The 22,710-nt window shown below is 46.3% G+C and carries 17 protein-coding genes; 3 read left to right on the top strand and 14 right to left on the bottom strand.

Annotated features, from left to right (window positions below; genetic code table 11):
• Window positions 1-170: 170 nt before the first annotated feature.
• From K5609_RS17135 to hydA, 5 genes are read right to left on the bottom strand one after another with little or no spacing between them, the layout of a single operon-like run.
• On the bottom strand, window positions 171-1,175 hold the full coding sequence (locus K5609_RS17135; RefSeq protein ID WP_221074693.1) for an ABC transporter substrate-binding protein: 1,005 nt from the start codon (window positions 1,173-1,175) through the stop codon (window positions 171-173).
• Between the two features lie 41 nt (window positions 1,176-1,216).
• Window positions 1,217-2,179, bottom strand: coding sequence for an ABC transporter permease (locus K5609_RS17130; RefSeq protein ID WP_221074692.1), 963 nt, complete (start codon window positions 2,177-2,179; stop codon window positions 1,217-1,219).
• Entirely contained in the window at window positions 2,172-3,059 is an 888-nt protein-coding gene (locus tag K5609_RS17125; protein ID WP_221074691.1) for an ABC transporter permease, read from the bottom strand. The genes K5609_RS17130 and K5609_RS17125 overlap by 8 nt, the downstream gene beginning before the upstream one ends.
• A 20-nt stretch (window positions 3,060-3,079) precedes the next feature.
• The gene (locus K5609_RS17120; RefSeq protein WP_221074690.1) at window positions 3,080-3,913 is read right to left on the bottom strand and encodes an ABC transporter ATP-binding protein; all 834 of its coding nucleotides are present in this window, start codon (window positions 3,911-3,913) and stop codon (window positions 3,080-3,082) included.
• Between the two features lie 37 nt (window positions 3,914-3,950).
• The gene (gene hydA / locus K5609_RS17115) at window positions 3,951-5,390 is read right to left on the bottom strand and encodes a dihydropyrimidinase (protein WP_221074689.1); all 1,440 of its coding nucleotides are present in this window, start codon (window positions 5,388-5,390) and stop codon (window positions 3,951-3,953) included.
• A gap of 445 nt (window positions 5,391-5,835) precedes the next feature.
• On the opposite strand from hydA, the gene K5609_RS17110 reads away from it, so the two are divergent.
• Window positions 5,836-7,107, top strand: coding sequence for a Zn-dependent hydrolase (locus tag K5609_RS17110; protein ID WP_281423328.1), 1,272 nt, complete (start codon window positions 5,836-5,838; stop codon window positions 7,105-7,107).
• A gap of 86 nt (window positions 7,108-7,193) precedes the next feature.
• Here K5609_RS17110 and K5609_RS17105 read toward each other — a convergent pair whose 3' ends face one another.
• Window positions 7,194-7,844 (bottom strand): TetR family transcriptional regulator C-terminal domain-containing protein, encoded by a 651-nt coding sequence (locus K5609_RS17105; RefSeq protein ID WP_016401611.1) that lies wholly within the window; start codon window positions 7,842-7,844, stop codon window positions 7,194-7,196.
• 295 nt (window positions 7,845-8,139) lie between these two features.
• On the opposite strand from K5609_RS17105, the gene K5609_RS17100 reads away from it, so the two are divergent.
• On the top strand, window positions 8,140-9,495 hold the full coding sequence (locus tag K5609_RS17100) for an NAD(P)-dependent oxidoreductase (RefSeq protein WP_221074688.1): 1,356 nt from the start codon (window positions 8,140-8,142) through the stop codon (window positions 9,493-9,495).
• Between the two features lie 4 nt (window positions 9,496-9,499).
• Window positions 9,500-10,774, top strand: a complete 1,275-nt coding sequence (gene preA / locus K5609_RS17095; protein WP_221074687.1) for an NAD-dependent dihydropyrimidine dehydrogenase subunit PreA — start codon at window positions 9,500-9,502, stop codon at window positions 10,772-10,774.
• Between the two features lie 116 nt (window positions 10,775-10,890).
• Here the strand turns inward: preA and K5609_RS17090 are convergent, their stop codons facing one another.
• The 8 genes from K5609_RS17090 to K5609_RS17055 are packed head-to-tail and all read right to left on the bottom strand — an operon-like array spanning window position 10,891 to window position 22,561.
• On the bottom strand, window positions 10,891-12,207 hold the full coding sequence (locus tag K5609_RS17090) for a lysine N(6)-hydroxylase/L-ornithine N(5)-oxygenase family protein (RefSeq protein WP_221074686.1): 1,317 nt from the start codon (window positions 12,205-12,207) through the stop codon (window positions 10,891-10,893).
• Window positions 12,208-12,217: 10 nt separating this feature from the next.
• Window positions 12,218-14,944 carry a GNAT family N-acetyltransferase gene (locus K5609_RS17085; RefSeq protein WP_221074685.1) on the bottom strand — a complete coding sequence of 909 codons (2,727 nt, stop codon included), beginning with the start codon at window positions 14,942-14,944 and terminating at the stop codon, window positions 12,218-12,220.
• Complete coding sequence (locus K5609_RS17080; protein ID WP_221074684.1) at window positions 14,941-15,564, bottom strand: nitroreductase family protein; 624 nt, start codon at window positions 15,562-15,564, stop codon at window positions 14,941-14,943. Before K5609_RS17080 ends, K5609_RS17085 begins: the two co-directional genes overlap by 4 nt.
• On the bottom strand, window positions 15,561-17,483 hold the full coding sequence (locus K5609_RS17075; RefSeq protein ID WP_221074683.1) for an iron ABC transporter permease: 1,923 nt from the start codon (window positions 17,481-17,483) through the stop codon (window positions 15,561-15,563). The genes K5609_RS17080 and K5609_RS17075 overlap by 4 nt, the downstream gene beginning before the upstream one ends.
• The gene (locus K5609_RS17070) at window positions 17,476-18,420 is read right to left on the bottom strand and encodes an ABC transporter substrate-binding protein (protein WP_221074682.1); all 945 of its coding nucleotides are present in this window, start codon (window positions 18,418-18,420) and stop codon (window positions 17,476-17,478) included. Before K5609_RS17070 ends, K5609_RS17075 begins: the two co-directional genes overlap by 8 nt.
• Window positions 18,417-19,187, bottom strand: a complete 771-nt coding sequence (locus K5609_RS17065) for an ABC transporter ATP-binding protein (protein WP_246611883.1) — start codon at window positions 19,185-19,187, stop codon at window positions 18,417-18,419. The genes K5609_RS17070 and K5609_RS17065 overlap by 4 nt, the downstream gene beginning before the upstream one ends.
• Window positions 19,188-19,197: 10 nt before the next feature.
• On the bottom strand, window positions 19,198-21,423 hold the full coding sequence (locus K5609_RS17060; protein ID WP_221074681.1) for a TonB-dependent receptor: 2,226 nt from the start codon (window positions 21,421-21,423) through the stop codon (window positions 19,198-19,200).
• 28 nt (window positions 21,424-21,451) lie between these two features.
• Window positions 21,452-22,561 (bottom strand): hypothetical protein, encoded by a 1,110-nt coding sequence (locus K5609_RS17055; protein ID WP_221074680.1) that lies wholly within the window; start codon window positions 22,559-22,561, stop codon window positions 21,452-21,454.
• Window positions 22,562-22,710: the final 149 nt, after the last annotated feature.

Here is a 22,710-nt window from a genome sequence, read left to right as displayed (position 1 = left end):
ATTGTAGAATAACTACTTATCGAAAAATCCTGCCTTAGTTTCGAGTATTTTTCCTGCGTTATTTCTGATCACTTACTTAGTTTGATTGGTATCAGTGAGAAGTCGTTACCAGCAGATAGTTAAAAGGCTGCATTAAGCAGCCTTTGGATTAGCCAAGTCTGATTATTTCTTTATAGTTTTGCCGCGGCTTCGAATACTGCATGAGTGTACGCGCCTTGCGGCTTTTTGGTGATTACCGGCGTCGAATCACTATCAAGTAGAACGTTCACAGTGCGGTCAAAGGCTGCAGGATCTAAGTAGCCAATACCTTTATCACTGCTGGCCAGTAACTTGGCTACTTCGTTAGCCATGCGAATTTGGTGCTCCTCTGTTTGAGCGCCAGTATCATCGTAATCCAGTACTATTAGGCCTGCTTCTTTAGGATTAGCTGCCGCCCATTCCCAGCCTTGAATCGTTGCTTTTAAAAACTTGGCATAAGTAGCTAGTTTTTTACTGTCTTTTAAGCTGTCTTCTAGTACATACAAGCCGTCTTCTAAAGTAGCTACGCCTTCTTCTTCATACTTAAACAGCATCAGTTCTTCATTGCTTAAGCCGCCATCTAACACTTGGCCATATTCGTTGTAAGTCATGGTTGAAACACAATCTGCTTGGCCTTGGAAAATCGGGTCTACATTAAACCCTTGTTTTAGAACTGTAACTCCATCTTCGCCACCCGTTGTGTCATAGCCTAATTTAGACATCCAGCTCAAGAAAGGGTACTCGTTACCAAAAAACCACACTCCTAACGTTTTGCCTTTAAAGTCGGCAGGGCTAGAAATTCCGCTAGATTTCAAACAGGTCAACATCATGCCCGATTTGCCATAAATCTGCCCTATGTTAACCAGCGGTAAGCCTTTTTCTCGTGTTGCTAGTGCTGAAGGTAGCCAGTCGACAACTACGTCGGCTCCGCCACCGGCAAGCACTTGTGCTGGGGCGATGTCGGGTCCGCCTGGTTTAATGGTTAAATCAATTCCCTGGTCTTGGTAAAAACCCTTGTTTAGCGCTACGTAGTATCCAGCAAACTGTGCTTGAGTTACCCACTTTAGCTGTAAAGTCAGCTTCTCTGCTGCAGATGTCCCAAAACTAGCTGCAAGTAATGCAGCGCCCGATGCGAATGAAATCAGTGTCTTATTCATAGTTAATTCCCTTTATTGCAACAATACTTGAGTGTGTAAAACTAGCGCTTATGTGTTCCTCTAAATGAGGGATGCCAAAACAGTAGTGATCTTTCCAACAGAGCCAGAGCTCCATAACTTAAAGAACCAGCAATTGCCGCAACAACAATTGTGGCCCAAACCATATCCATGTTCATTCGGCCTACCTCAGTAGAAATCCGAAAGCCCATACCTACGATAGGTGTGCCAAAAAACTCAGCCACAATTGCGCCAATCAGTGCTAGGGTCGAGTTGAGTTTTAAGGCGTTAAAAATGAAGGGCAAAGCCTGTGGTAGTTGGCTTTTAATAAAAATCTGTGACTTGTTAGCAGCGTAGGTATGCATTAGGTCGTTATGAATGGCATCGGTTGACTGTAAACCCGCAAGGGTATTAATAAACATTGGGAAAAATGTCATAACTACAATCACTGCGGCTTTTGACTGCCAGTCAAAACCAAACCACATCACCATGATAGGCGCGATACCTACAATGGGGATCGCCGACATAAAGTTACCTAGAGGTACTAAGCCAAGGCGCAAAAAACGGCTCTTTACCGCCAATTGAGCAACAATGAAGCCAGCGCTGCAACCAAGAAAGTAACCCGCCAGAACCGCCTTTAAATATGTTTGTTTAAAGTCAGCCCAAAACATCGGAAGGTTATTGCCTAAACTATAAAAAATGGCGCTAGGGGCTGGCAGCAATACAGCAGAGACAGCAAAACCTACCACGATGCTTTGCCAAGTAAGCAGTAGCATAAAGGCGAACAAACTGGGCACTAGAACTTTAGTAACTGCCGCGTAAGTGGGATGAGTCTCGGCAAGCTGTGTGAGCTGGCTTAGCAAAGCGGTAACGGCATAAGCTGCTAACGCAAGCAGTATTAATAAGCCTGGCGATTGTTGATAAAAACCTTGCTCACTGGAGCTTACTAAGGCTAGTTGGCCTGCCAACAGGCTGAGGTAAACGATAGTTAAAACATACTTAGGCATTGCTCAGCCCTCCGCGACGTTTTAGCAAGGCGGTTTCTGCTAAGTTAACTATCCATACCAGTAATGAGCCAAGCAGCGCTGCCATGATAAGGGCTGCCCAAATTTGTTGCGTTTGGCCGTAGTAAGAGCCGCTTAACAAACGTGAACCCAAACCTCCCTGAGCACCCGTGGGGAGTTCAGCCACAATGGCTCCCACTAATGCGGCCGCAATCGCAACTTTTAAACTGGCAAATAAGTAGGGTTGCGCCGAATACCACCTTAGCTTCCAAAATGTTTGCAGTGCGCTGGCATTGTAGGTGCGCATGAGTTCAACATGCAGAGTGTCGGAGGCACGTAAGCCTTTTACCATACCAATGGTGACCGGGAAGAAAGACAAGTACATTGAGATAACCGCTTTAGGTAGCACCCCGGTGATATTTAGCGCGCCTAATACCACCACAATAATCGGAGCAATAGCGAGTATTGGAATGGTTTGGGAGGCTATTATCCAAGGCATTAAGCTCGCTTCTAAGGTCTTGTTATGAACAATGCCTATGGCAATAACAATGCCTACAACAGAGCCCAAGAAAAAACCCAGCATGGTGGAATTTAAGGTGATTAGGCTATGGTGAACTAAAGATCGCTTAGAGCTTACCGACGTATCAAACACCGACTTTTTCAACTCTAAGGCCACTTGATGAGGCGCCGGCAGCATGGGTCGCTTTACTTGATAGGCTTCACTAGCAACTTGGCTGTATGACCACTGCTGTTTTTTACGTTCTAGCTGGTTGATTAGTTGGTTACCATTCATGATCAACGCTGCCAGATACCAGATGCTAATAATGGCTAAAATCATGCTGGCGAGCGGTAGCCAACTGGCTCCAATATTGAGATTTTTCATATCACTACTCTCCCATGAATCTAATCAATGGCATGGTCGTTGGCTAGGGCGCTGCGAATTTCGGCAGCCAACTGATGAAAAGCCCCCTGGTCACGCAATGCGAGTGTTTTTAACTTAGGCAAGGGACTCTCAATCACTTTTACTATTCGCCCTGGTCGCGGCGACATCACCACGATATGGGTGGAGAGAAGCACTGCTTCGTCGATAGAGTGGGTGACAAATACCACGGTTTTCTGCGTTTCCTGCCAGATGCGTAGTAACTCCATGTTCATGTGGTCACGGGTTATTTCATCTAGGGCTCCAAAGGGCTCATCCATTAGCAGCAATTGCGGATTAATGCATAAAGCACGGGCTATTGAGGCGCGTTGTTGCATGCCTCCTGATAGCTGCCAAGGAAACTTGTTGTGAAAGTCTTGTAGGCCAACCATTTTCAGGTTTTTATCAATCTGCTTTTGTTGATGAGCACCAGACTGACCAGATATCTCCATTGGCAGGGCGCAATTTTGTTGAATAGTGCGCCACGGTAGCAAGCCAGGCGCTTGAAATACGTAGCCATAAAGTCGATTAAGTCGGGCGTCTTTAGGAGAAGTGCCGTCTACTTTGATACTGCCAGAAGTGGCTTGTTCTAAGTCGGCAATTACCCGTAATAGGGTGGTTTTACCGCAGCCTGATGGGCCAATAAATGAAACGAAGTCGCCTTCGTTAATATTCAAGTTAATGTTTGAAAGGGCATTTACTGGGCCGTCGTTGGTATTAAACACCAACGACAGATCTTCTACCGAAATCATTGAACGTTTGAGTTCAGCTGCTTGGTCTATTGTCTGTTCATCCATGACTTGTTTAATTGCTAGCATTGTTGTCCCTCTATCTTGCGATTAACTCGGTAAATAATTAGCGCTGTACTGGCACTGGAGTATTTGCCTTATTAAATTTTTTCACGGCATCAAAAATAGAAGGGAAAGCGGGTCGTTTTATGTAGCGCCCGGCTCCTTCCTCTACAAACAACTGACCATCTTTAAATACCACCTTACCTTGGCTAATAGTGATGTGTGGTGCGCCGGTTACAGTGCGTCCTTCAAAGATGTTAAAATCAATTTTCTGATGATGAGTAGCGGCTGAGAGAGTATGTTTTTTCTGAGGATCCCAGATAACGATGTCGGCATCTGAGCCAGTGGCAATGGTGCCTTTTTGCGGGTAGAGATTGAATATTTGCGCCGAGTTAGTCGACGTCACCGCCACAAATTCTTGCTCGCTTAAACGGCCTTGATTGACGCCCGAATCCCAAAGCACCATCATTCGGTCTTCTACGCCGGCAGTGCCATTGGGTATTTTGCTAAAGTCATCTTTCCCTGCCGCTTTTTGCTCAGCGCAAAAACAGCAGTGGTCAGTTGCGGTAGTTTGTAATGTGCCACCCTGTAGTGCTTTCCATAATACCTCTTGGTGGCCTTTAGGTCGGAAAGGCGGGCTCATAACATGAGCTGCTGCGGTTGCCCAATCACTGCTTTGATAAACGCTGTCATCTAACTCTAAATGTCCGGCTAAACACTCACCGTAAACCCGTTGGCCTTCATGGCGAGCCCTGGCTATTTCATCTACCGCTTCTTTACATGAAACGTGCACCAAATACAGCGGTACGCCCAGTGACTGCGCGATACGGATCGCCCTGTTGGCGGCTTCGCCTTCTACTTCGGTAGGCCGAGAGAGTGGGTGAGCTTCTGGGCCAGTCATGCCAGCTTCAAGTAGCTTTTGTTGCAGGTGATAGACTAGCTCGCCATTTTCCGCATGAACCGTAGGCATAGCGCCTAATTCTAAGCAGCGATTGAAGCTGTTCACCAAGGTTTCGTCTTCCGCCATAATGGCATTTTTATACGCCATAAAGTGTTTAAAGCTGTTCACTCCGTGCTCGTTAACTAACAGGCCCATATCTTGGTATACGCTGTCGTCCCACCAGGTTACCGCTACGTGGAAAGAGTAGTCAGCTACCGAGCGCGAAGCCCAATCTCTCCAAGTATTAAACGCTTCCATCAAGGGCTGCTGAGGATTGGGGATCACAAAGTCGATAATCATGGTGGTGCCGCCGGCCAAGCCAGCAGCGGTGCCGCTATAGAAGTCTTCGCTTGCCACTGTTCCCATAAATGGAAGCTGCATGTGAGTGTGCGGATCGATACCTCCAGGCATCACCAGCTTGCCTTTGGCGTCGATGACTTCGGCATCGTCGGGAACGCTTAGGTTCTCGCCTACTGCTTTAATCAAACCGTGTTCACAGTAAACGTCGGCAAATATGCTTTGATCAGCGTTTACTACCTTTCCACCTTTTATTAATAAACTCATGGCTCACAAACTCCATTTCGACTTGCTTAAAGACAACACCATGCTTGAGGTGTTCATCTATCTCTTTTGAGGTATCTGTACTTATGCAATCTGCTGACCATATGGACAGAAGTTGTGTTCGGGTATGCTGTAAGCCGCGTACTTACTTGGCTTGAGTGCTTAAAGTAGCAGTGTTTGTAGAGCTTGGTAAAGAAGGCTAACGCCTCAAGGCTGGGCGGTTAAGCCCAATATTAGTGCATAAAAACTGAGCGATTTACTCGGGAATTAACTTTTTTTACTGATGTTATTTGTATGTGGTTTATTTATATTTAAATAAATCAATGATTTATGTGTTTATGGTTAATATCCTGTCCGCGTGGTCAGTAGTTTGCATGTGTCCATCTCGTATAGAACTGATTTGTTACTTTACTGCTTAGTACTAGGCGTAGTTTGGTTATTGGAGGCCATGATGAGTAGCTTTAAAATTAATAGTGACCGCTTGTGGGACAGTTTAATGGAAATGGCAAAAATAGGTGCCACAGCCAAAGGGGGGTGCAAGCGCTTAGCCTTAACTGATCTCGATAAGCAAGGTCGCGAGCTTTACATTAAGTGGGCTGAAGAAGCCGGGTGTACGGTAAGTGTTGATCAGGTTGGCAACATATTTTGTGTGCGTCCCGGTGAAGATATGAGTTTAGCGCCTGTTGGAACAGGCAGTCACTTAGATACCCAACCTTCGGGCGGAAAATTTGATGGTGTTTTTGGGGTTCTGTCTGGCCTAGAAGTGGTGCGCTCACTCAATGATCTTGGCATTAAAACCAAACATCCTATTGAAATATCGGTATGGACTAATGAAGAAGGCTCGCGATTCGCACCAGCAATGATGGGGTCTGGGGTGGTGTCTGGCCGCTTTAGTCTGCAAGAGATATTGGACAGTCGTGATGTTGATGGATTGCGTTTAGGTGACGAGCTGCAGCGAATAGGCTTTGCCGGAGATGTCCCAGTAACAGGTAGACAGTTCCATGCCTTTTTCGAAACGCATATTGAACAAGGTCCCTACTTAGAGGCAGAAGAAAAACAGATTGGTGTAGTGACCGGAGGTCAGGGGCAGCGCTGGTTTAATGCTACGTTAACGGGTCGAGAGTCACACGCTGGTACTACTCCAATGCACTTGCGTAAAGATGCGCTGTTGGCCAGTACTCAGCTCATTCAAAAGGTAGAAGACATTGCCAAAGCTCACCCCCCGGGGTGTGGAACTGTAGGCTTTGTTAATGTTAGGCCCAACTCTAGAAATACCATTCCCGGTAAAATTGAAATGAGTATTGATTTACGCCATCCCTTGGATGAAGAGCTTAGTGCTATGGATAAAGAGCTGAGTGATTTTGTTGCTGAGTTAGCCGCGCAAACTGAAGTAGCAATTGAGCTGGATCCGTTTTGGTATTATGAGCCTATTCACTTTGACAAGGCTTGTGTCGAAGCAGTAAGAAACGCGACGGCTAAACTAGGGTACAGCCATATGGATATTATCGCCGGTGCCGGACACGACGCCTGTTATGTCTCCGACTTTGCCCCTACTGGAATGATTTTCACCCCTTGTCTAGATGGGATTAGTCATAACGAAATTGAGAGCACAACCCAAGAAGAATGTGAAGCGGGCTGCTCGGTATTATTAAATGCCATGCTAACAATGGCTGAACAAGTTAGTGAAGATAGTACGATGCTGGCAAGTGACTTAGCTTGAACTTAAATTAACGAAAAAGGCTAGCTAGAGTACTGAGTAATATTGCTTGCTCTGTTAGTTTCTTGTGGTGTTAAGCTATTGTTTTATTAGAATAGTTTAACGCCACAACCTTTAAGTACCATGCGTGTGAGAAACTCAACGCCTTCCTCGTAGTCGCTTTCTTCCAACTTCTCTTTATCCATCATCATACTGCTTTGCATTGCATAATCGGCGTAAGCTTGAGTAGACGACCAAATCATAAATAGCAGGTGCTCTGGGTTGATGGGATCCATCCATTGCTTGGCGATCCATTCCCTAAATACCTGACAGGTTTTATCAAACTGTTGTTTTAGCTCGGTGGCTAATTGCTCACGCAAGTAAGGCGCACCATGTAGGATTTCGGCAGCAAATATTCGAGAGGCATTTGGGTGCTCTTTAGATAGCGTCATTTTTTGCAATATGTATTGGCGTAGCGCCAGCTTGGGGTGGTTATCGGCTGTCATTTCATCCATGTGGCTCATCCAAACCACCAATAGTTGGCTTAAAACACCCTTATATAAGGCTTCTTTAGTTTTGAAGTAATAGAGCACATTTGCTTTTGGTAAGTTAGCTTCGGCTGCGATGGCTGCAATGGTAGTAGCGCTATAGCCATTTTGAGCAAATAGCTTTTCTGCTACCTCTAAAATTTGCTTCAAGTTGTCTTTGCGAATATCGGCGAGCTTACGGCGTTTTGCTTTGCCTGGCGGCGGAGTTTTCATACTAATTGGTTTCTCAATGTAAGAGCACTTATTGCACTATTATGTAGCTGTTTGCCTTTAAAGTGAGCAAGTAGCCTAACTAAAGCATACCGTGTAATTGCAGCAGTTGTAATAGTGCTAAGTTATTTTTAGCTGGAAAGTGGCTTAATTATCCATAAAAAACAAATGGATATGATGATATTGATTATTTCAAAGTAATCTTCTGACCGCGTGGTCAGGAGGTGGCATGAGCTTTGCCTTATTTTTATACAACTAGAGATGCACGTCTCAGTAATAAAAAAGATAAGGAGATTCCATGGTGATGAGTATGGAGAAGCCGCAAGGCTATTCGCAACAGCAGCTAGCGCTTGATCAAATGTTCAAGGACATCAACCCTGCGTTAAGTGCCCGCCAAGCCGGAATAGAAAGTTCGCGTTGTTATTATTGCTACGACGCGCCTTGCATAACCGCTTGCCCTTCAAAAATTAACATTCCTAGTTTTATTGCCAGTATTCATGCTGATGACTTAACTGGCGCCGCCAAAACCATTTACCAAGAAAACATTATGGGTGGCAGCTGTGCGCGGGTGTGTCCAACGGAAATACTGTGTGAACAAGCATGTGTTCGAAACAAAGAACAAGAACAGGCTCCGGTGAAGATTGGCCTATTGCAACGTCATGCGACAGACAACGCGGTATTTGTTGGTCATCCCTTTAAGCGTGAAGCTGCTACCGGAAAAACCGTAGCTGTTGTAGGGGCTGGACCAGCCGGTTTAAGTTGTGCTCACCGTTTAGCGATGTTGGGTAATGATGTGGAAATTTTCGAAGCTGCATCCAAAGCTGGTGGCCTAAATGAGTATGGCATTGCCAAATATAAGCTCACCGACAACTTTGCCCAAAAAGAAGTAGATTTTATATTAAGTATCGGCGGTATTACCTTACATACCGAAACAGCTTTAGGAAAAGACATCAGCCTAGAGCAACTAAAAGACAAGTTTGACGCAGTGTTCTTGGCCTTGGGCCTACAAGATGTGCAGTCATTAATGTTGGTGAACGAAGTACATCCTCAAGTGATTAATGCTGTTGATTTTATTAGAGAGTTGCGCCAAGCCAGTGACCTCAATCAACTCGATATCCCGCCGGAAAGCGCAGTGGTTATTGGGGCGGGTAATACCGCAATAGACATGGCATGCCAGCTTAAACGTTTAGGCACCGAAGAAGTTACCTTAGTTTATCGCCGTGGTGAAGAACAAATGAGCGCCACCAAACACGAACAACAAATTGCTAAAAATCATCAGGTGAGAATAAAAACCTGGGCCAAACCCGAGAAGATTAATCTCGACCATGATGGTGTGCTACGCAGTATGACCTTTAGGAAAACCTACAGTGAAGACGGGCAATTAAAAGATAGCGAGCAAACCTTTGATATTGCTTGCTCTGCTGTGTTCAAAGCGGTGGGGCAAAAATTTGCTTACCCCGAAAAAGAGCAGCTAATTCCCACTCTAAGTAACGGCAAAATCACTACCGTAGGCCAGCAGGTTACCAGCCTAGATGGCGTGTTTGCTGGTGGCGACTGCACCGCAGAGGGACAAGATCTTACTGTTGAAGCTGTTCAGCAAGGCAAGTTAGCGGCCTTAGCGATTCATCAACATATTAATTCGGTAGAGGTGTGAAATTATGGCTGACTTATCAATAGAATTTGCAGGAATTAAATCTCCAAACCCATTTTGGCTAGCGTCTGCTCCGCCAACAGACAAGGCTTACAATGTGGAACGAGCCTATGAAGCTGGCTGGGGTGGAGTGGTATGGAAAACACTAGGCGAAGACCCTGCAGCGGTAAATGTTTCATCTCGTTATTCGGCTATTTATGATCACAATGGCGAAGTGGCAGGCTTTAACAACATCGAGTTAATTACCGATCGCAGCTTAGAAGTTAACTTACGTGAAATTGAAGCGGTTAAAAAAAGCTGGCCAGATAGGGCGCTAGTGGTATCGCTAATGGTGCCCTGTGAAGAAGAAGCCTGGAAGAAAATTGTAAAACAAGTTGAGCAAACAGGAGCCGATGGTTTAGAGCTTAACTTTGGCTGTCCTCATGGGATGCCCGAGCGAGGCATGGGCGCAGCGGTAGGACAAGTGCCAGAATACGTAGAAATGGTAACTCGCTGGTGCAAAATCTACAGTAGCATGCCGGTTATCGTAAAACTCACACCTAACATTACTGACATCCGTTTTTCAGCTCAGGCGGCAAAACGAGGGGGCGCCGACGCGGTATCGTTAATTAACACCATTAATTCAATTACTGGTATCGATTTAGACCAAATGGCCGCCAGACCGATTGTAGATGGTAAGAGTACTCATGGTGGCTATTGTGGCCCAGCTGTTAAACCAATTGCCTTAAACATGGTGAGCGAGATTGCTCGAGATCCGGAAACCGCGGGCTTACCCATCTCGGGGATTGGTGGTATCGGTAATTGGCGCGATGCAGCAGAGTTTATTTCTTTGGGGTCGGGCTCGGTGCAAGTGTGTACCGCAGCGATGATCTATGGATTTAGAATTGTTGAAGAGATGAAGTCGGGTTTATCTAATTGGATGGACAGCAAGGGTTATGAAAAAATCACTGACTTCCAAGGCCTAGCAGTTCCAAATACTACCGATTGGAAGTACCTCAATATGAACTACAAGGTTGTAGCGGATATTGACGAAGACAAATGTATTGGCTGCGGCCGCTGCTATATTGCCTGTGAAGATACCTCTCACCAAGCCATCAATAAAACAGAGCGCGCCGATGGCAGTGTTGCGTTTGAAGTAATTGAAGATAAATGTGTGGGCTGTAACCTTTGCCAAATCACCTGCCCAGTTGAGCAGTGTATTAAGATGGAGCAAAAGGAGGCCGAGAAGCCTTATATGAACTGGACGCAAGACCCGCGTAACCCCTATAAAGATGCTTCATAAGAGCCGTAGTTTCAGTGCATAAATACTAGCCTCCAGAGCTTTTGGAGGCTTGTTTCTTTGTGGATTACTTAGGGGCAGCTAGAAGGAAATAAAGCGGCCGAAGCCGCAATTAATAACTATGAACCTAATGCAGCTAAACGCTGGTCGGTTTGCTCTATAGCATTTAATCCCCAGTCAACGACTGCCTCGGCGGGCTCAATATCGTAGAGATTTTGGCCGCTGGCGTGGTTAAGTATTTTGGCCGCACGCCAAGTGGCTAAGCTTAGTTGCGGCTCGGCGATACCGTGGCTATGAATGCCAGCGTTAACCATGTAAATGTGGTTGCGATTTGCACCAGGCCATTTCACGCTAAAGTCGGGGCATAGCTCGGGCAGGCCTTGTGGATTAAGTGGAATTTGCTTGGCGAGTTCACTTAAACACGCCGGCAGAGCGCGGCTATAACCGGTGCATAAAATCACTACATCGGCGTTTATTTGCGTATTGTCGTGGGTTAGACCGTGTTCCAAATGCAGCTTATAACCAAGCTCTGAATGTGCCATAGACATAAGGGTACGATTGGGTTGAATAGACCACCAACTCGGTTTATTGAGTACAAAACGGTCGTGATATAAGCGTTGATAAATGCCTTGTAGGCAATCATTAGTGATGCCATCGCTGGTCAGCTTCTGTCGCGATACTTCACTGTTCTTGGTTTGCTGTGCCAGTTGGTAAAAACCATCTACGTAATCTGGCATGAAGTATTGGTCAGTAAAGCAGCTTTCATCTAAGGCCTCTATGTTAGAGCGGCGCGATATCCAGTTAATCTCTTTTACCTCACCAAAGGTATTGTCGAAGAGGTGTTGGAATACGTCTGCACCGGTTTGCCCGCCGCCAATAATCGCTACTCGTTTACCGCTTAATTTAGGTTTTCTAAGCGCTAATTCACTGGCATGAAAACAGCTGTTGCTTATGTGTGGTTCGCAAAACGCAGGTACTTGCGGTTGCATGCCAGTGCCTACAACCAAATGCTTACTTTGATAACACTGATTGTCAGTCTCGATGCTAAAAAGGTCACCATCAAACTCGATTGACTGAACGTTTTGGTCAAATCGGGTATTAGCCAAACTGTGGGCCGCCCAGCTTAAGTAGTGAGAAAACTCTAGGCGCGATATCACCGATTGGCCGGAAGCAATAAATGGATAGAGTTTATGCTGCTCCACCAAGTAGTTTAAAAAACTATAGGGGTTGGTTGGGTCTATACCAGTGACTAAATCTTTTAAGTAAGAGGTTTGCATTTTTGCGTCGTTAAGCAACAAGCCAGGGTGCCACGCAAACTCCTTCTTTCTTTCTAGAAACAAGGTGGAAAGGGCCGATTTAGTGCTGGCAAGCGCGGCAATACTAAGGTTAAAGGGGCCAATACCAACGCCTAATAGATCTACTTTTTGAGTCTTCATATTACTATCCCTAAATCGCATATTGAGTGAAAAAACGCTCGCGGTCGCACTGCAATAGCGCCGCTCGCTTGTGAGGAAAATCAAACTCGAATTGCTTTTCTAAACCTAGTCTTTCGGTAATGCTTACTACGCGGTGATTATCGGCACGCGGCTCGCCCATGATTCGTTGGGTGTTGGGCTCATCTAAAAAGCAGTACTGCAAAATGGCCGAGCCCCAAGTGTCAAAGTACACGCCGCCTCTAAAGCTAAAATTGCCTACCAGTATGTGTACTCCTCGGTCGTAATCTTGGCATTGATAATGCGGACCTAAGCGGTCTTCCGGCGTCCAATACACCTCAAAATAACCAAAGGGAATGCCGTCAAATTCACCAATTACGGCATATTGATGGGCGTCATCTACCATTTTACTTAGGTACTCGGTATGGCTTTGAAGGCTGCCTTCTAGCTCCCACACCGGTGAGATAATGGGGTGGTTGTGCCAGCGGTTAAAGCAGCTTAAGTCTCGCTGTTTGTCTATCACCCTAAAGGTGACTTGTCGCTTAAGGTGATAAAAATAGCGGGTAAATACTTGCCCGGTTGGTTTGTTGGGGCGAGTAGGATGCTTTATGCCGTTAGTGGCCACTAAGGTTTGCGGCTGATGCGCTGCTTGCGGCTCTCGCCATAGTGGCGCAGTTTGCAAAAACTGGCGTAAACTCAAAGCCTTATATTGTGATTCCGCAACTAATGCTTTGGCTGCATTGGGGTAGTAGTTACTTTGCAAGGCCGCTACCTTAAGTTGGAACAAGCCATGTTCAACAGCACTCCACCATAGTAAGTCATCGGTTTTATGAATCGCATTTAGCTGCGCATCATCTTCTTCAAAACTGAGTTGGCACCAATCACCTACTTTTTCTATTAAACCCCGACTTAGGCTAGTCCCGTTCTCTCGAATCTCGAACTTAATGGCATTATCCGAGATGTGTTCATCTGCGAAACACAGAGTTCGGCCTCCGGCTAAGCTTTTAAAGCTTAATTGCTCAGCTTTTTGCTGTTTAAAAGGGTTTGAAATAGAGCAGTAAATCTGGCTCGGGTCGGTTAATGTAGCCTCGTTATGGTCGGCTAAAAAACAATAGAAATTGCGCTTCCAGTGAAGGCTTGGTGAGTTAAGTAAATAGCTGTAAAAAGAGTTATCTTTTGGGTTTCTGGCGCTAAGCTCACTCATTTTGTCACGACATAAATCCCACAGTTTGGTTTCGTTAATTAGCTCGCCTGCTCCGATGGCAGCGATGGTGTTGAGTAAGGTATTTCCTATCAAATAGTAAGCGTGATAAGGATTAACCTGCTCAGCTTCCATAAAGTACTCAGGTACGCCATCGCTAAGTTGATCTTTGAATAATGCTAATGCTTGGCTGGTTAAGCCGATACCTTGGCAATCTCTAAAGGCTGAGCCTGTAGGTAAATTATCTTCAATCTTGACCAAGATATTTTGCTGGTGGGCCAGCAATACAAAGCCATAATCTGAACGTGCGATACACAGTGGCTTGATTACATTATCCCAAAAAGTCGACATCCAATGCAGTGCAGCATGCTCAAAACACAGTTGCTGTTGTTGTGCATGGTGCTTAATCCAACTCACTATTTGCGGCTCAGTTTGGCTGGCGTTAACTTGGTTTATGCTGGCTAAACAATACACATTGGCTGCGTTTAACTGGCTTTTCTCTTGATTGGATTTATGGAAGGGGTTTTCTCTAAAACTAATGAGTGGAAGATCTAACACCTCTCCATCTATGTCGTTAATGCTGGCCCAAAGCGGCTCTTCGATGAAGTAGCTGTTTGGCAAGCGTTGGCGTAACTCTGCTCCGTTCTCACTGTTAAGTAGTTGAGAAAATTGAATGCCTCGTTTGGCTTCTTTGCTGCTTAATAGGCGTAAAGAGTTGGTGAGCTTAACCGGTAATGAAACCTTTAACATCCAAGCTTGTTGTGGTTGGTAAATAGCACGGCTAGACGAGGTAGCTGTCCAGCCCGGTGAGCTTAGTGCCAAGTCTTTTACCACTTCGTTCAGGCTTAAAGCCTGCTGGCTTTCTCGCCAGGCTTTAGCTTGCAAGGGGTGCATAGGAAACGGCACCCATTGTTTATCGATAAATTGAATTTCGCTCGGCTCTTTGGCGATCTTAACGCTGTTGCTATACAGCTGTTTGAGCTTGTCACTCAGGTCGCCAACTTCACTTTCGCCTGCTAAGTGCGAGCTATGTACCGCAAACCATTCTATCGAGAATTGGCCAGCAAACTCTGGTAAATATTGGGTCTTCTCTTGCTGGTTAAGTGGCTCGCAGCTTTTACCTGCAGGGTGCATGCTGTGGCCACCAGTTAAACTTTGCTCCGACATAATAAACTGGTCTAGCGTAAGCGTATAGCGCTCTGCTAGTGCCTGCTCCGCGCTATTTATGTAGCAATTAGAATCTTGCACCCGCTGTAAGAATAAGGCTTTTTTGTCTTCGCTTAACTCAGGGTAAAGTGCATTTACAACCAGCGTAGTAGCTTGCTTAAAGCTTATTGGGCTTTGGCTTTGCGCCTCATGCAAAATGATTTCGCCGCTATAACGGTGGCGCCAGCTGGGCGATACGTAACGTAGCTTTAACTCCAAGCTGGCCTTAGTAGAAAGAGGAAGAAAGACCGACTCTCCCTCGAGATGTTTGTTGGCGGTTTCAGCCAAAAGGCTATTGAAAAAGGCCTGCTGACAAAGTGCATGGGTACTCATTTTAGTCGCTCCTGATTGGCTGATTTAGTTTCTCCCCAAGGGCTTACGTTTGCCGCGCCAAGCCACTCGAAGCTGTGGTCGCTCGCATTCGCGCGGGCTTTTTCTCTTTTACTTATTGGGCTACCTAACACCAAAAAACCTACTGGTTGGTGCTTATTTTGTAGGCCCAATAATTGGCGCACATTAGGTAGTTCGACCGCGTCGGTGCTATACCAAACTCCGCCAAACCCCAAAGCGTCTGCAGCTAACAAAATCATTTGGCACGCGGCTGCTGCAGAGAACACTTGGTCTTGTTTGGAGATGGGGCTAGGCTCGCTTAATTCGGCTGATACCAGCACGATGCTGGGCGCTTGTTTTAAGTAGCTGGCAAGGCGTTTCGCTCGCTGTGGATCTAGCTCACTATTGCTTTGTTGCCATGCGGTTTGTAGCAAGCTGATTAGCTCTTCAATGCGAGTTTGCTTAATTACCAAGAAGTGCCATGGCTTTAGCTTTCCGTGGTCGGGGGTACTCATGGCCGCTTGTAATATATCGGTCATTTGCTGGGTATTAGGCGCTGGCAAAGACAGCTCATGAACGTGGTAAGACACACGTTGATTGAGAAATTGTTGGAGTGTATTCACACGCGATTCCTGTAGCTAAGAAGCAAGAGTAAAATGAAGTAGATGGAACCGATAACCGATACCATAAGGCCTGCGGGTATTTCGTTCGGCGCCATTAATTCGCGGCCTAAGCGGTCGGCCCATATCAATAAAATGGCACCAGTAATGCCCGATGCAGGTAATAGATGCTGGTGGCGGTATAAACCTAAAAGCCGCGCACAGTGCGGTGCTAATAAGCCGATAAAGCTAATCGCCCCAATACTGGATACACAAATAGCAGTGAGAACCGCCGAAATAGCCAATAACAAGTAACGTTGGCGCTGTAATGCCAGGCCTAAGGTTTTAGGAATAACTTCGCCAAGCGGCATTAAATCTAACTGCCTTAATAGCGGTATGATGGCAACCAAGCAAAGTGCGATAACCGAAGCAATTGGGATAATTCGATCAAAGGTTGCTCCGTAGGTGGTACCCGCTAACCACATCATGGTGACCGAGGCGGTGGAGCTGCCAAAGGTGAGTAAAATCTGGGTGGCGGTGCCAGCAAAGGCAGTAATTACAATGCCAAATAAGGCTAACTGGGCAACACTGAGTTGCTGCTTTAAGCCCCAAGACAATAAGCCAATCACCAAGCTTCCACCGACCAACGCGGCGAGGGTTAACTGCCATTGATTTGCAGCTGGAAAGTACACCAATACCACGGCAATCAGTAATACTGCCACCGCACTTACACCCGAAATATCTGGGCTGGCCATGGGGTTTTTAAATAAGGTTTGCAGCAACGTACCTGCGCAGGCTAAGCCAAAACCACCTAAACCCGCCAACAGCACCCGCTGATTCACCCATATTGCGCCTACATCTTGTGGGCTGCGCAAACAAAAAAACAAACTTAAACCAAGCAGAGCACAAAGCGAAGCCAGTACCACGCGAGGGCGGGCATGAATGATAGGTGTTAAGCCGATGTTTTGGCTTTCCACGGCTGCAAGCGCTTTACCCGAGCGTTGAAAGAGCAGGAATACAAAGTAAGGTGCGCCAAGCAAGGCAGTAAAAGCGCCAGTTGGTAAGCGATACCCTAGAAACAGTAAGCTGCGCGAGCACCACTCTGCGGCTAATACTAAGGCTGCACCAATAATAACGGTGACTAGCCATTGTAAAGCGACATTATTGTTTTCGCCCTTAGCGAGTCTTAATACCAAGCGAGTAAGGTGAGGCGCCATTAAGCCCACAAAGCCAATCATGCCAACGATTGATGTGGCTAAGGCAGCTTGGCCAATGGCGAGCAGCAAAATAGTCCAGCGCCAAGGTTTAACTGCTAAACCCAAGGCTACGGCATTGGTATCGCCTAATAAAAATAGCGCTAACTTAGGCAAGACCAAGAGGCTTAAGGCCAAAAATGCCAGCATGGGTAGCGCTGTTTGTTTTAGTACTTCTGGGTTGGTTTGCAGTACTTGGCCGCTGCCCCACAAAAACAAGCCATCGGTTTGATTTTCGAAGTACAGCATAAACAGCGAAGATAGCGCACCAGCGCTTAAACCCAGCGCCATGCCAATTAATACTACTGGCAGTTTGCCGCCTCCAATTAGCTGGCTAACCGCTAATACCGCCAAAGACAGCAACAGGCCACCAACTAAGGCACCCACCCATACCAGTTGTAGGTTGGCATCTGGCACAATTACCCGCACTAGCACTGCACCAAGCAGCGCACCAGCGGCAATTCCTAAAGTAGATGGGGAGGCAAAGTCGTTATCTAAGCTGTTTTGAATTAAGAAGCCAGAACTTGCCAGCAGTGCGCCAGTGCATAAAGCCATCAGCGCGGTAGGTAGCCAAATATTAGTCAGCATTGCGTCTGCCAAACCAACCGGTGCAATGGCGGGGCGGCTAAAATAGTATGCGCTTAGCAGTAACAGCAGCAAACCTAGGCTTGAAGAAAGAGATTTAACCACCTTGTTGCTCCTGCCAATCTAGTAGTGAATTAGCAAAGGATTCAGCCATCTTTATCGACGACAGTGGCCCACCAAAACTAAATAAGGGCACAACTTCCGATAACTGGTTCTGCTCAACAAAAGGCAATAAAGGCCACACCGGTGAATGCATCATGCGCTCGCCGTCTACTTGGTTACCCGCAAGTAGCAAATGGCTATTGCTTAGCTTTGGCAGCTGCTCAAGTTGCAGGTGGATAAAATCTTTACCCGGCAAACCTTGCTGCCAAACATAATTAAGCCCTAGCTGTTGGCTTATCGCCCCTGCCAGGCTTTTATCGGTGAATACTCTTAAGCCGTAACCCATGCCAACAAACTTGGCGTAAGCAATTGGTTTATTGCTTAAACCTTGGTCTGCAAGTTGCTGTTTTAGCTCGGCTAAGCGCAGGCTTAAACGCTGTAAAGTTGCATCGGCGAGTTCAGTTTTATTCACTAACTTAGCAATGCCACTAAACACCTGTTGCGACTGCTCAAAGTAACTAAAGTCAGTTTGCTTAGCTGAGGGATATTGCTGGTAAAGCAAAGTAGGAGCTATGTGCTCTAAGGCCTCTAAAATTCGGCGATGGCGAAATTCATAACCGATAATTAAGTCGGGCTTTAACCTCGCGATAGTGGCCAGATCTGGCTCTTGGCGACGGCCTATTTCAGTGACCGAGTCGGGCAGTGCAGGGTGGTTGGTTTGCCACTTTTTGTAGCCTTTGGTTAAGGTCACTCCCACTGGCACAATATCTAAGCTCAGCAGCATTTCCGTTGCAGACCAATTCAGTGCTACTACCCGCACAGCAGGCTGCTCGAGGCTAACGCAATTGCTCAAACATACTTGCTGTCCCGCGGCATGAGCCGCTGTTGTGCTTAGTAAGGTTATTGCTAAAAACATCAGGCGAGTTGCTAGCAGGATCATTGCTGTTCCTCTGGCCATAGTATTTGTTGTTGCCCTAGTTGGTGGCTGGTAACCGGTGTTTGGTAAACTTCGCTTACGTCCTTGGCGTTAATCACCTGTTTTGCCTCACCACTATTCACAATGAGGCCATGATTTATCAAAATGGCTTGGTCGCTAAACTGCGCCGCTTGGTTTAAATCGTGAAGTACCCATACTATGGTTTTGTGGTATTTCTGGTTCAAGCGTCGAACAATTTTAAGCAGGCTCAATTGGTGAGAGATATCTAGCCAAGAGGTCGGTTCATCCAACATTAATACTTCGGTATCTTGGGCAAGTACCATCGCTAACCAAACACGCTGTAATTCGCCACCCGATAAATCGGTAAGCAATTGCCGAGCATAATGTTTAACCCCAGTTTCTTGCATCGCCCAATCAATGATTTCCTTATCTTTGCTAGAGATATTTTTGTACCAAGGGCGGTGAGGGTGACGACCAAAACACACTAAGTCGGCCACATTTAAGGTGGCTGGCACGGGGTTGCGTTGTGGTAACAGGGCTAGCTTTTTAGCTAGCTGAGCACGGCTATAGCTTGGTAAAGCTCGGCCAGCAAATTCCACTTGCCCACTGGAAGGGGCTTGCAAGCCACAAAGCACCGACAAAAGGGTGCTTTTGCCTGAGCCGTTAGGACCAATAAGCGCGGTAACCGCGCCTTGCTGTATCGTTCCACTCATATTTTTGAGAATGGTATTTCCCCCCAGTTGGAGGGAAATATTATTAAAAGTAAACAAGCGCTATCCCCTAGAATTCAGCGTTGTAGCTAAGTGCGTAGGTTCTGCCTTGGCCTTTAAAGCTAAACAATTCTGGTGCCGAAATGCTGCTGTAAAGGATCTGCGCGCGTTGTGACCATAGGGTTTCGTAGTCTTTGTTGAAGAGGTTTTGAATACCAATGTTAAGTTGGCCAACCGGCAAGGCGTAGTAAGCGCTTAAGTTAGCTAACGAATAACCCTTAAGCTCTCCGCCGTTGTCATCGCTGTAGTCAGCCAGAGTTTGCCATTGCAGCTCGGCGCCATAGTTAAAGTTGTCGTAACCACCGCGCAGTACGGCATTGGATGGGCTGGTTTCTTCGGCTGCTAGTGCGCTCCAAGAGCCATCAGATTTAGTTTGGCTTTTGATTAAATGCGCTTGTACACCGCCGTACCAATTTTCGGTGAACAGGTAGTTGGCTTGTCCTTCCAGCCCGTAGATGCGTCGTTCATCGTCGTTCACCACTACTGCTAGGTTGCTGCGATCGTAAGAGGTGGTTTTATCCGACAATGAATAGTAAGCCGCTAGTTGCACATCGTAGTTTTGTTGGGCGGTACGCCAACCTAGTTCGAGTGAGTTAGTTTTAACCCCTTCAAGGCGGTTATCGGCAACGTTAATGCTGTCAACCAAGCTTGGGCCGTCTCCATAGGTGCCACTGTAAGTGCCATTGCCGTAGTATTTGGCTGGGTCTGGTAAGTTGAAACCTTGGCTAAAGTTGGCCCAAAGCTGTTGTTGGTCGTTAATACGATAAATCGCACCTAGGTTAAACAGCAGCTCGTTGTAGTCGGTTTTGCCGCCTTTAATAGTATCAGGTGAAATTGGGCCGTAAGCGCCAATGCCTGCTAAGTGTTGTTGCAATACGCCTACATTGTCGCCTACTTCATGTTCAATGTATTGGTAACGTAGGCCGCCAGATACACTCCAATCTTGGTTGATATCCCAGTTCGCTTGACCAAAAGCCGATAGCTTTTGGGTATCAATATCTGGGTAGCGCTGCAGGGTTTGTACTTGCTTAAAGTTCATGCCGCCAGAGGCTAGCGCGGTGTTGGTATCAAAGATTTTTTGCTTGGCAGAAAAAGACTCAGATTCGGCATCAATACCGTAGCTAACTTCTAGGCTATCAAAGTCTTTAGTGAACAGTAGTTTTGCACCAAGTACATCGGTTTCTTGTAATGACGCGCCGTATAAGGGGTAACTATTACCGGGTAACGGCGAACCGGTTACTTGGTAAATCGATGGGAAGGGATAAAACTGCATCGACTCGCTGCGGTAATACGCCTGGGCCAGCATGGTTTGATTTAGCAGGTTGTTGTGTTGGTATTGCGCATTTACAAGCACACGCTCGGTGGCGGGTTGCTCCTCTAATTGCAGGCCTTTTTGAATACTAATTAGCTCTGGCGCACCAAAAATACCGGCTAAGTTAGGGCCTAAATAAGTGCCATACTCTGTATCTTGCTCGCTGTTGTAGTATTGGCCTGTAAGCGATAATAGCTGTTCGCTGGTGGGTTCAAATTCAAGATTACCCATGATGTCGATGCTTTGATTAAATTGCAGATCGGTTTGGGTGATGTCTGGCAAAATCATTTGGCCATTGGCGTCGTAGGATGCGCCGCGCCCTTCGTAGGCTGCAGACAGTCTTCCTCGTAGCTTTTCGCTACCACCAGAAACTGCTAATGCTAGGTTCTTGTTGAGATCTTCGCTGCTGTTAAAACCAGAAGAACCGCCAACTCTTAGCTCAACTTTGGTTTCATCTGGTGTCGCTTTTTTGGTGATGATATTGATAATACCGCCGGCTGCGCCTGCGCCGTATATCGATGTTGCGCCCGATAGTACTTCTACGTGAGCAATATTGAATGGGTCTATGCTGTCTAACTGGCGGCTAATTGCGCGGGTTGAATTAAGCGATACGCCATCAATCATTACCAGCGCAGAGCGGCCACGCAGGTTTTGGCCAAAATTGGTGCGTCCTTCGTTACCAAAATCAAAGCTAGGGATAAGACGACCTAAGGCGGTTTTTAAGTCGGCACCGGTGTTTATTTCGCGGTTTAACTGGTCTTGCTCAATCACCCACATGGTGGCTGCGATATCTGAGATTGAGGTATCCACCCGGTTGGCGGTGACTACCACCGTTTCCAAGGTATTGGCTGCATGGCCACAACTGGCAAACAGCACGAGTGCTAGTGGTGTTAATTTGGTGCTTAAAGTGTTTAGTTTGTTCATTATCTTCCTTGAACCTTAGTTATTGTTGTTACGTAAGAGTTGCTTGCAGTTGAGCTTGTCGGTTTAGGTGAACGATCAATCCGATCATTGCCAAACTGAACAACCAAATCGGGGTGAGCAGGGGGATGCTCAGCAATAAGCTGATACTCGCTACTGCGGTACCTAGCAGGTAGCCAGCGGTGTGAGCTCTGGCTAAATAGGCACTTCGTTTTGCTCTAAACGAAAGTGATGAATTGGCTTGGTAAGCTTGTTGGCTATACCAACTTGGCAGGCCTGAAATGGCAAAAGCTAACAGGGCTAATGCCAGTAATAACAGCCACCAATTGGCAACCGAGAGGCTAAGTAGCATGGCGCCGCTACCAAGAAAAAGTAAAAATATGCCGGGAATAAGCCTCGAGTAGCGTGAGATTACAGGCAGTAAGAAGAACTGATAAACAATCAGTGCCACGCTTAAATACAGCAGTAGAGAGGCATATACCTTGCTGGCTTGTTCACCCTGATAACCAAAGTTAAATAGCTGGGGAAGAATATAATATTGAACAATGCTAACTAGCGAAGTGGTTAGCACCGCCAAGCTTAAAATACTTTTAAAATGCCAAGACTTAGATGGGGTTATAGCGTGATTTGGGGTTTGCTGTTGCTTAGCGCTAGACCATGGCGGGGTGGTGCTAAGGCAATACAACAAGGCAGGTAAAACCAGCAAAATAGGGCTAAACATAAGCCAATTTGTGGCCAGAGGAAGTAAGGCCAAACTTGGCCCTAATAACCTGCCAATGGTGATGGCACCGCTGGTTTTGGCCAGTTGCCCAAGGTTAGTTTTGTTTACCACGCAAAGGTGGCAGTGAGCCAAAATAACAAAAGAGCTGCTAAATACACCCAACAACAAACGGCTTGCGCCAACTACCAGTAGCGAAGTTTGCTCGCTGGCAAAAAGGCTTAGCCAAAATAATACATTGGCTGCCAAGAAGCCGCCCACAGCAATGCGGGTGCTAGTCCAAAGGCCTAATTGGCTAAGTCTATTTCCCCAAAATTTCACGCCAAACCAATAAGTGATTAGGTTCAGGTTTAAGATCAGGGTGACTAATCCTAAGTCTTTTTCGCTTTGGCTAAACCCGAGTAAGTTCGATAGTTCTGGCAAAAAAGCCAGCACCAGAGTTTGGTTTAAGCCCAAAAGAATGAGTAAGCAGCGATACAACAAAACTACAACTTAAATGCAAATGATAATAATTTGCATTATCATTGTTTATTTTTGTGGCTCATGTCAATATATTGCTAACAAAAATAGCA

The sequence above is a fragment of the Agarivorans aestuarii genome (genome assembly GCF_019670125.1).
Lineage (GTDB): Bacteria > Pseudomonadota > Gammaproteobacteria > Enterobacterales > Celerinatantimonadaceae > Agarivorans > Agarivorans aestuarii.
Note: the sequence above shows the minus strand (reverse complement) of the source record. Positions and strands in the feature narration are given on the sequence as shown.

Excerpts from the sequence above, each read along its gene's own strand:
- K5609_RS17135 (WP_221074693.1), bottom strand. The coding sequence starts at position 1,175 with ATGAATAAGACACTGATTTCATTCGCATCGGGCGCTGCATTACTTGCA.
- K5609_RS17130 (WP_221074692.1), bottom strand. The coding sequence starts at position 2,179 with ATGCCTAAGTATGTTTTAACTATCGTTTACCTCAGCCTGTTGGCAGGC.
- K5609_RS17125 (WP_221074691.1), bottom strand. The coding sequence starts at position 3,059 with ATGAAAAATCTCAATATTGGAGCCAGTTGGCTACCGCTCGCCAGCATG.
- K5609_RS17120 (WP_221074690.1), bottom strand. The coding sequence starts at position 3,913 with ATGCTAGCAATTAAACAAGTCATGGATGAACAGACAATAGACCAAGCA.
- hydA (WP_221074689.1), bottom strand. The coding sequence starts at position 5,390 with ATGAGTTTATTAATAAAAGGTGGAAAGGTAGTAAACGCTGATCAAAGC.
- K5609_RS17110 (WP_281423328.1), top strand. The coding sequence starts at position 5,836 with ATGATGAGTAGCTTTAAAATTAATAGTGACCGCTTGTGGGACAGTTTA.
- K5609_RS17105 (WP_016401611.1), bottom strand. The coding sequence starts at position 7,844 with ATGAAAACTCCGCCGCCAGGCAAAGCAAAACGCCGTAAGCTCGCCGAT.
- K5609_RS17100 (WP_221074688.1), top strand. The coding sequence starts at position 8,140 with ATGGTGATGAGTATGGAGAAGCCGCAAGGCTATTCGCAACAGCAGCTA.
- preA (WP_221074687.1), top strand. The coding sequence starts at position 9,500 with ATGGCTGACTTATCAATAGAATTTGCAGGAATTAAATCTCCAAACCCA.
- K5609_RS17090 (WP_221074686.1), bottom strand. The coding sequence starts at position 12,207 with ATGAAGACTCAAAAAGTAGATCTATTAGGCGTTGGTATTGGCCCCTTT.
- K5609_RS17085 (WP_221074685.1), bottom strand. The coding sequence starts at position 14,944 with ATGAGTACCCATGCACTTTGTCAGCAGGCCTTTTTCAATAGCCTTTTG.
- K5609_RS17070 (WP_221074682.1), bottom strand. The coding sequence starts at position 18,420 with ATGATCCTGCTAGCAACTCGCCTGATGTTTTTAGCAATAACCTTACTA.
- K5609_RS17060 (WP_221074681.1), bottom strand. The coding sequence starts at position 21,423 with ATGAACAAACTAAACACTTTAAGCACCAAATTAACACCACTAGCACTC.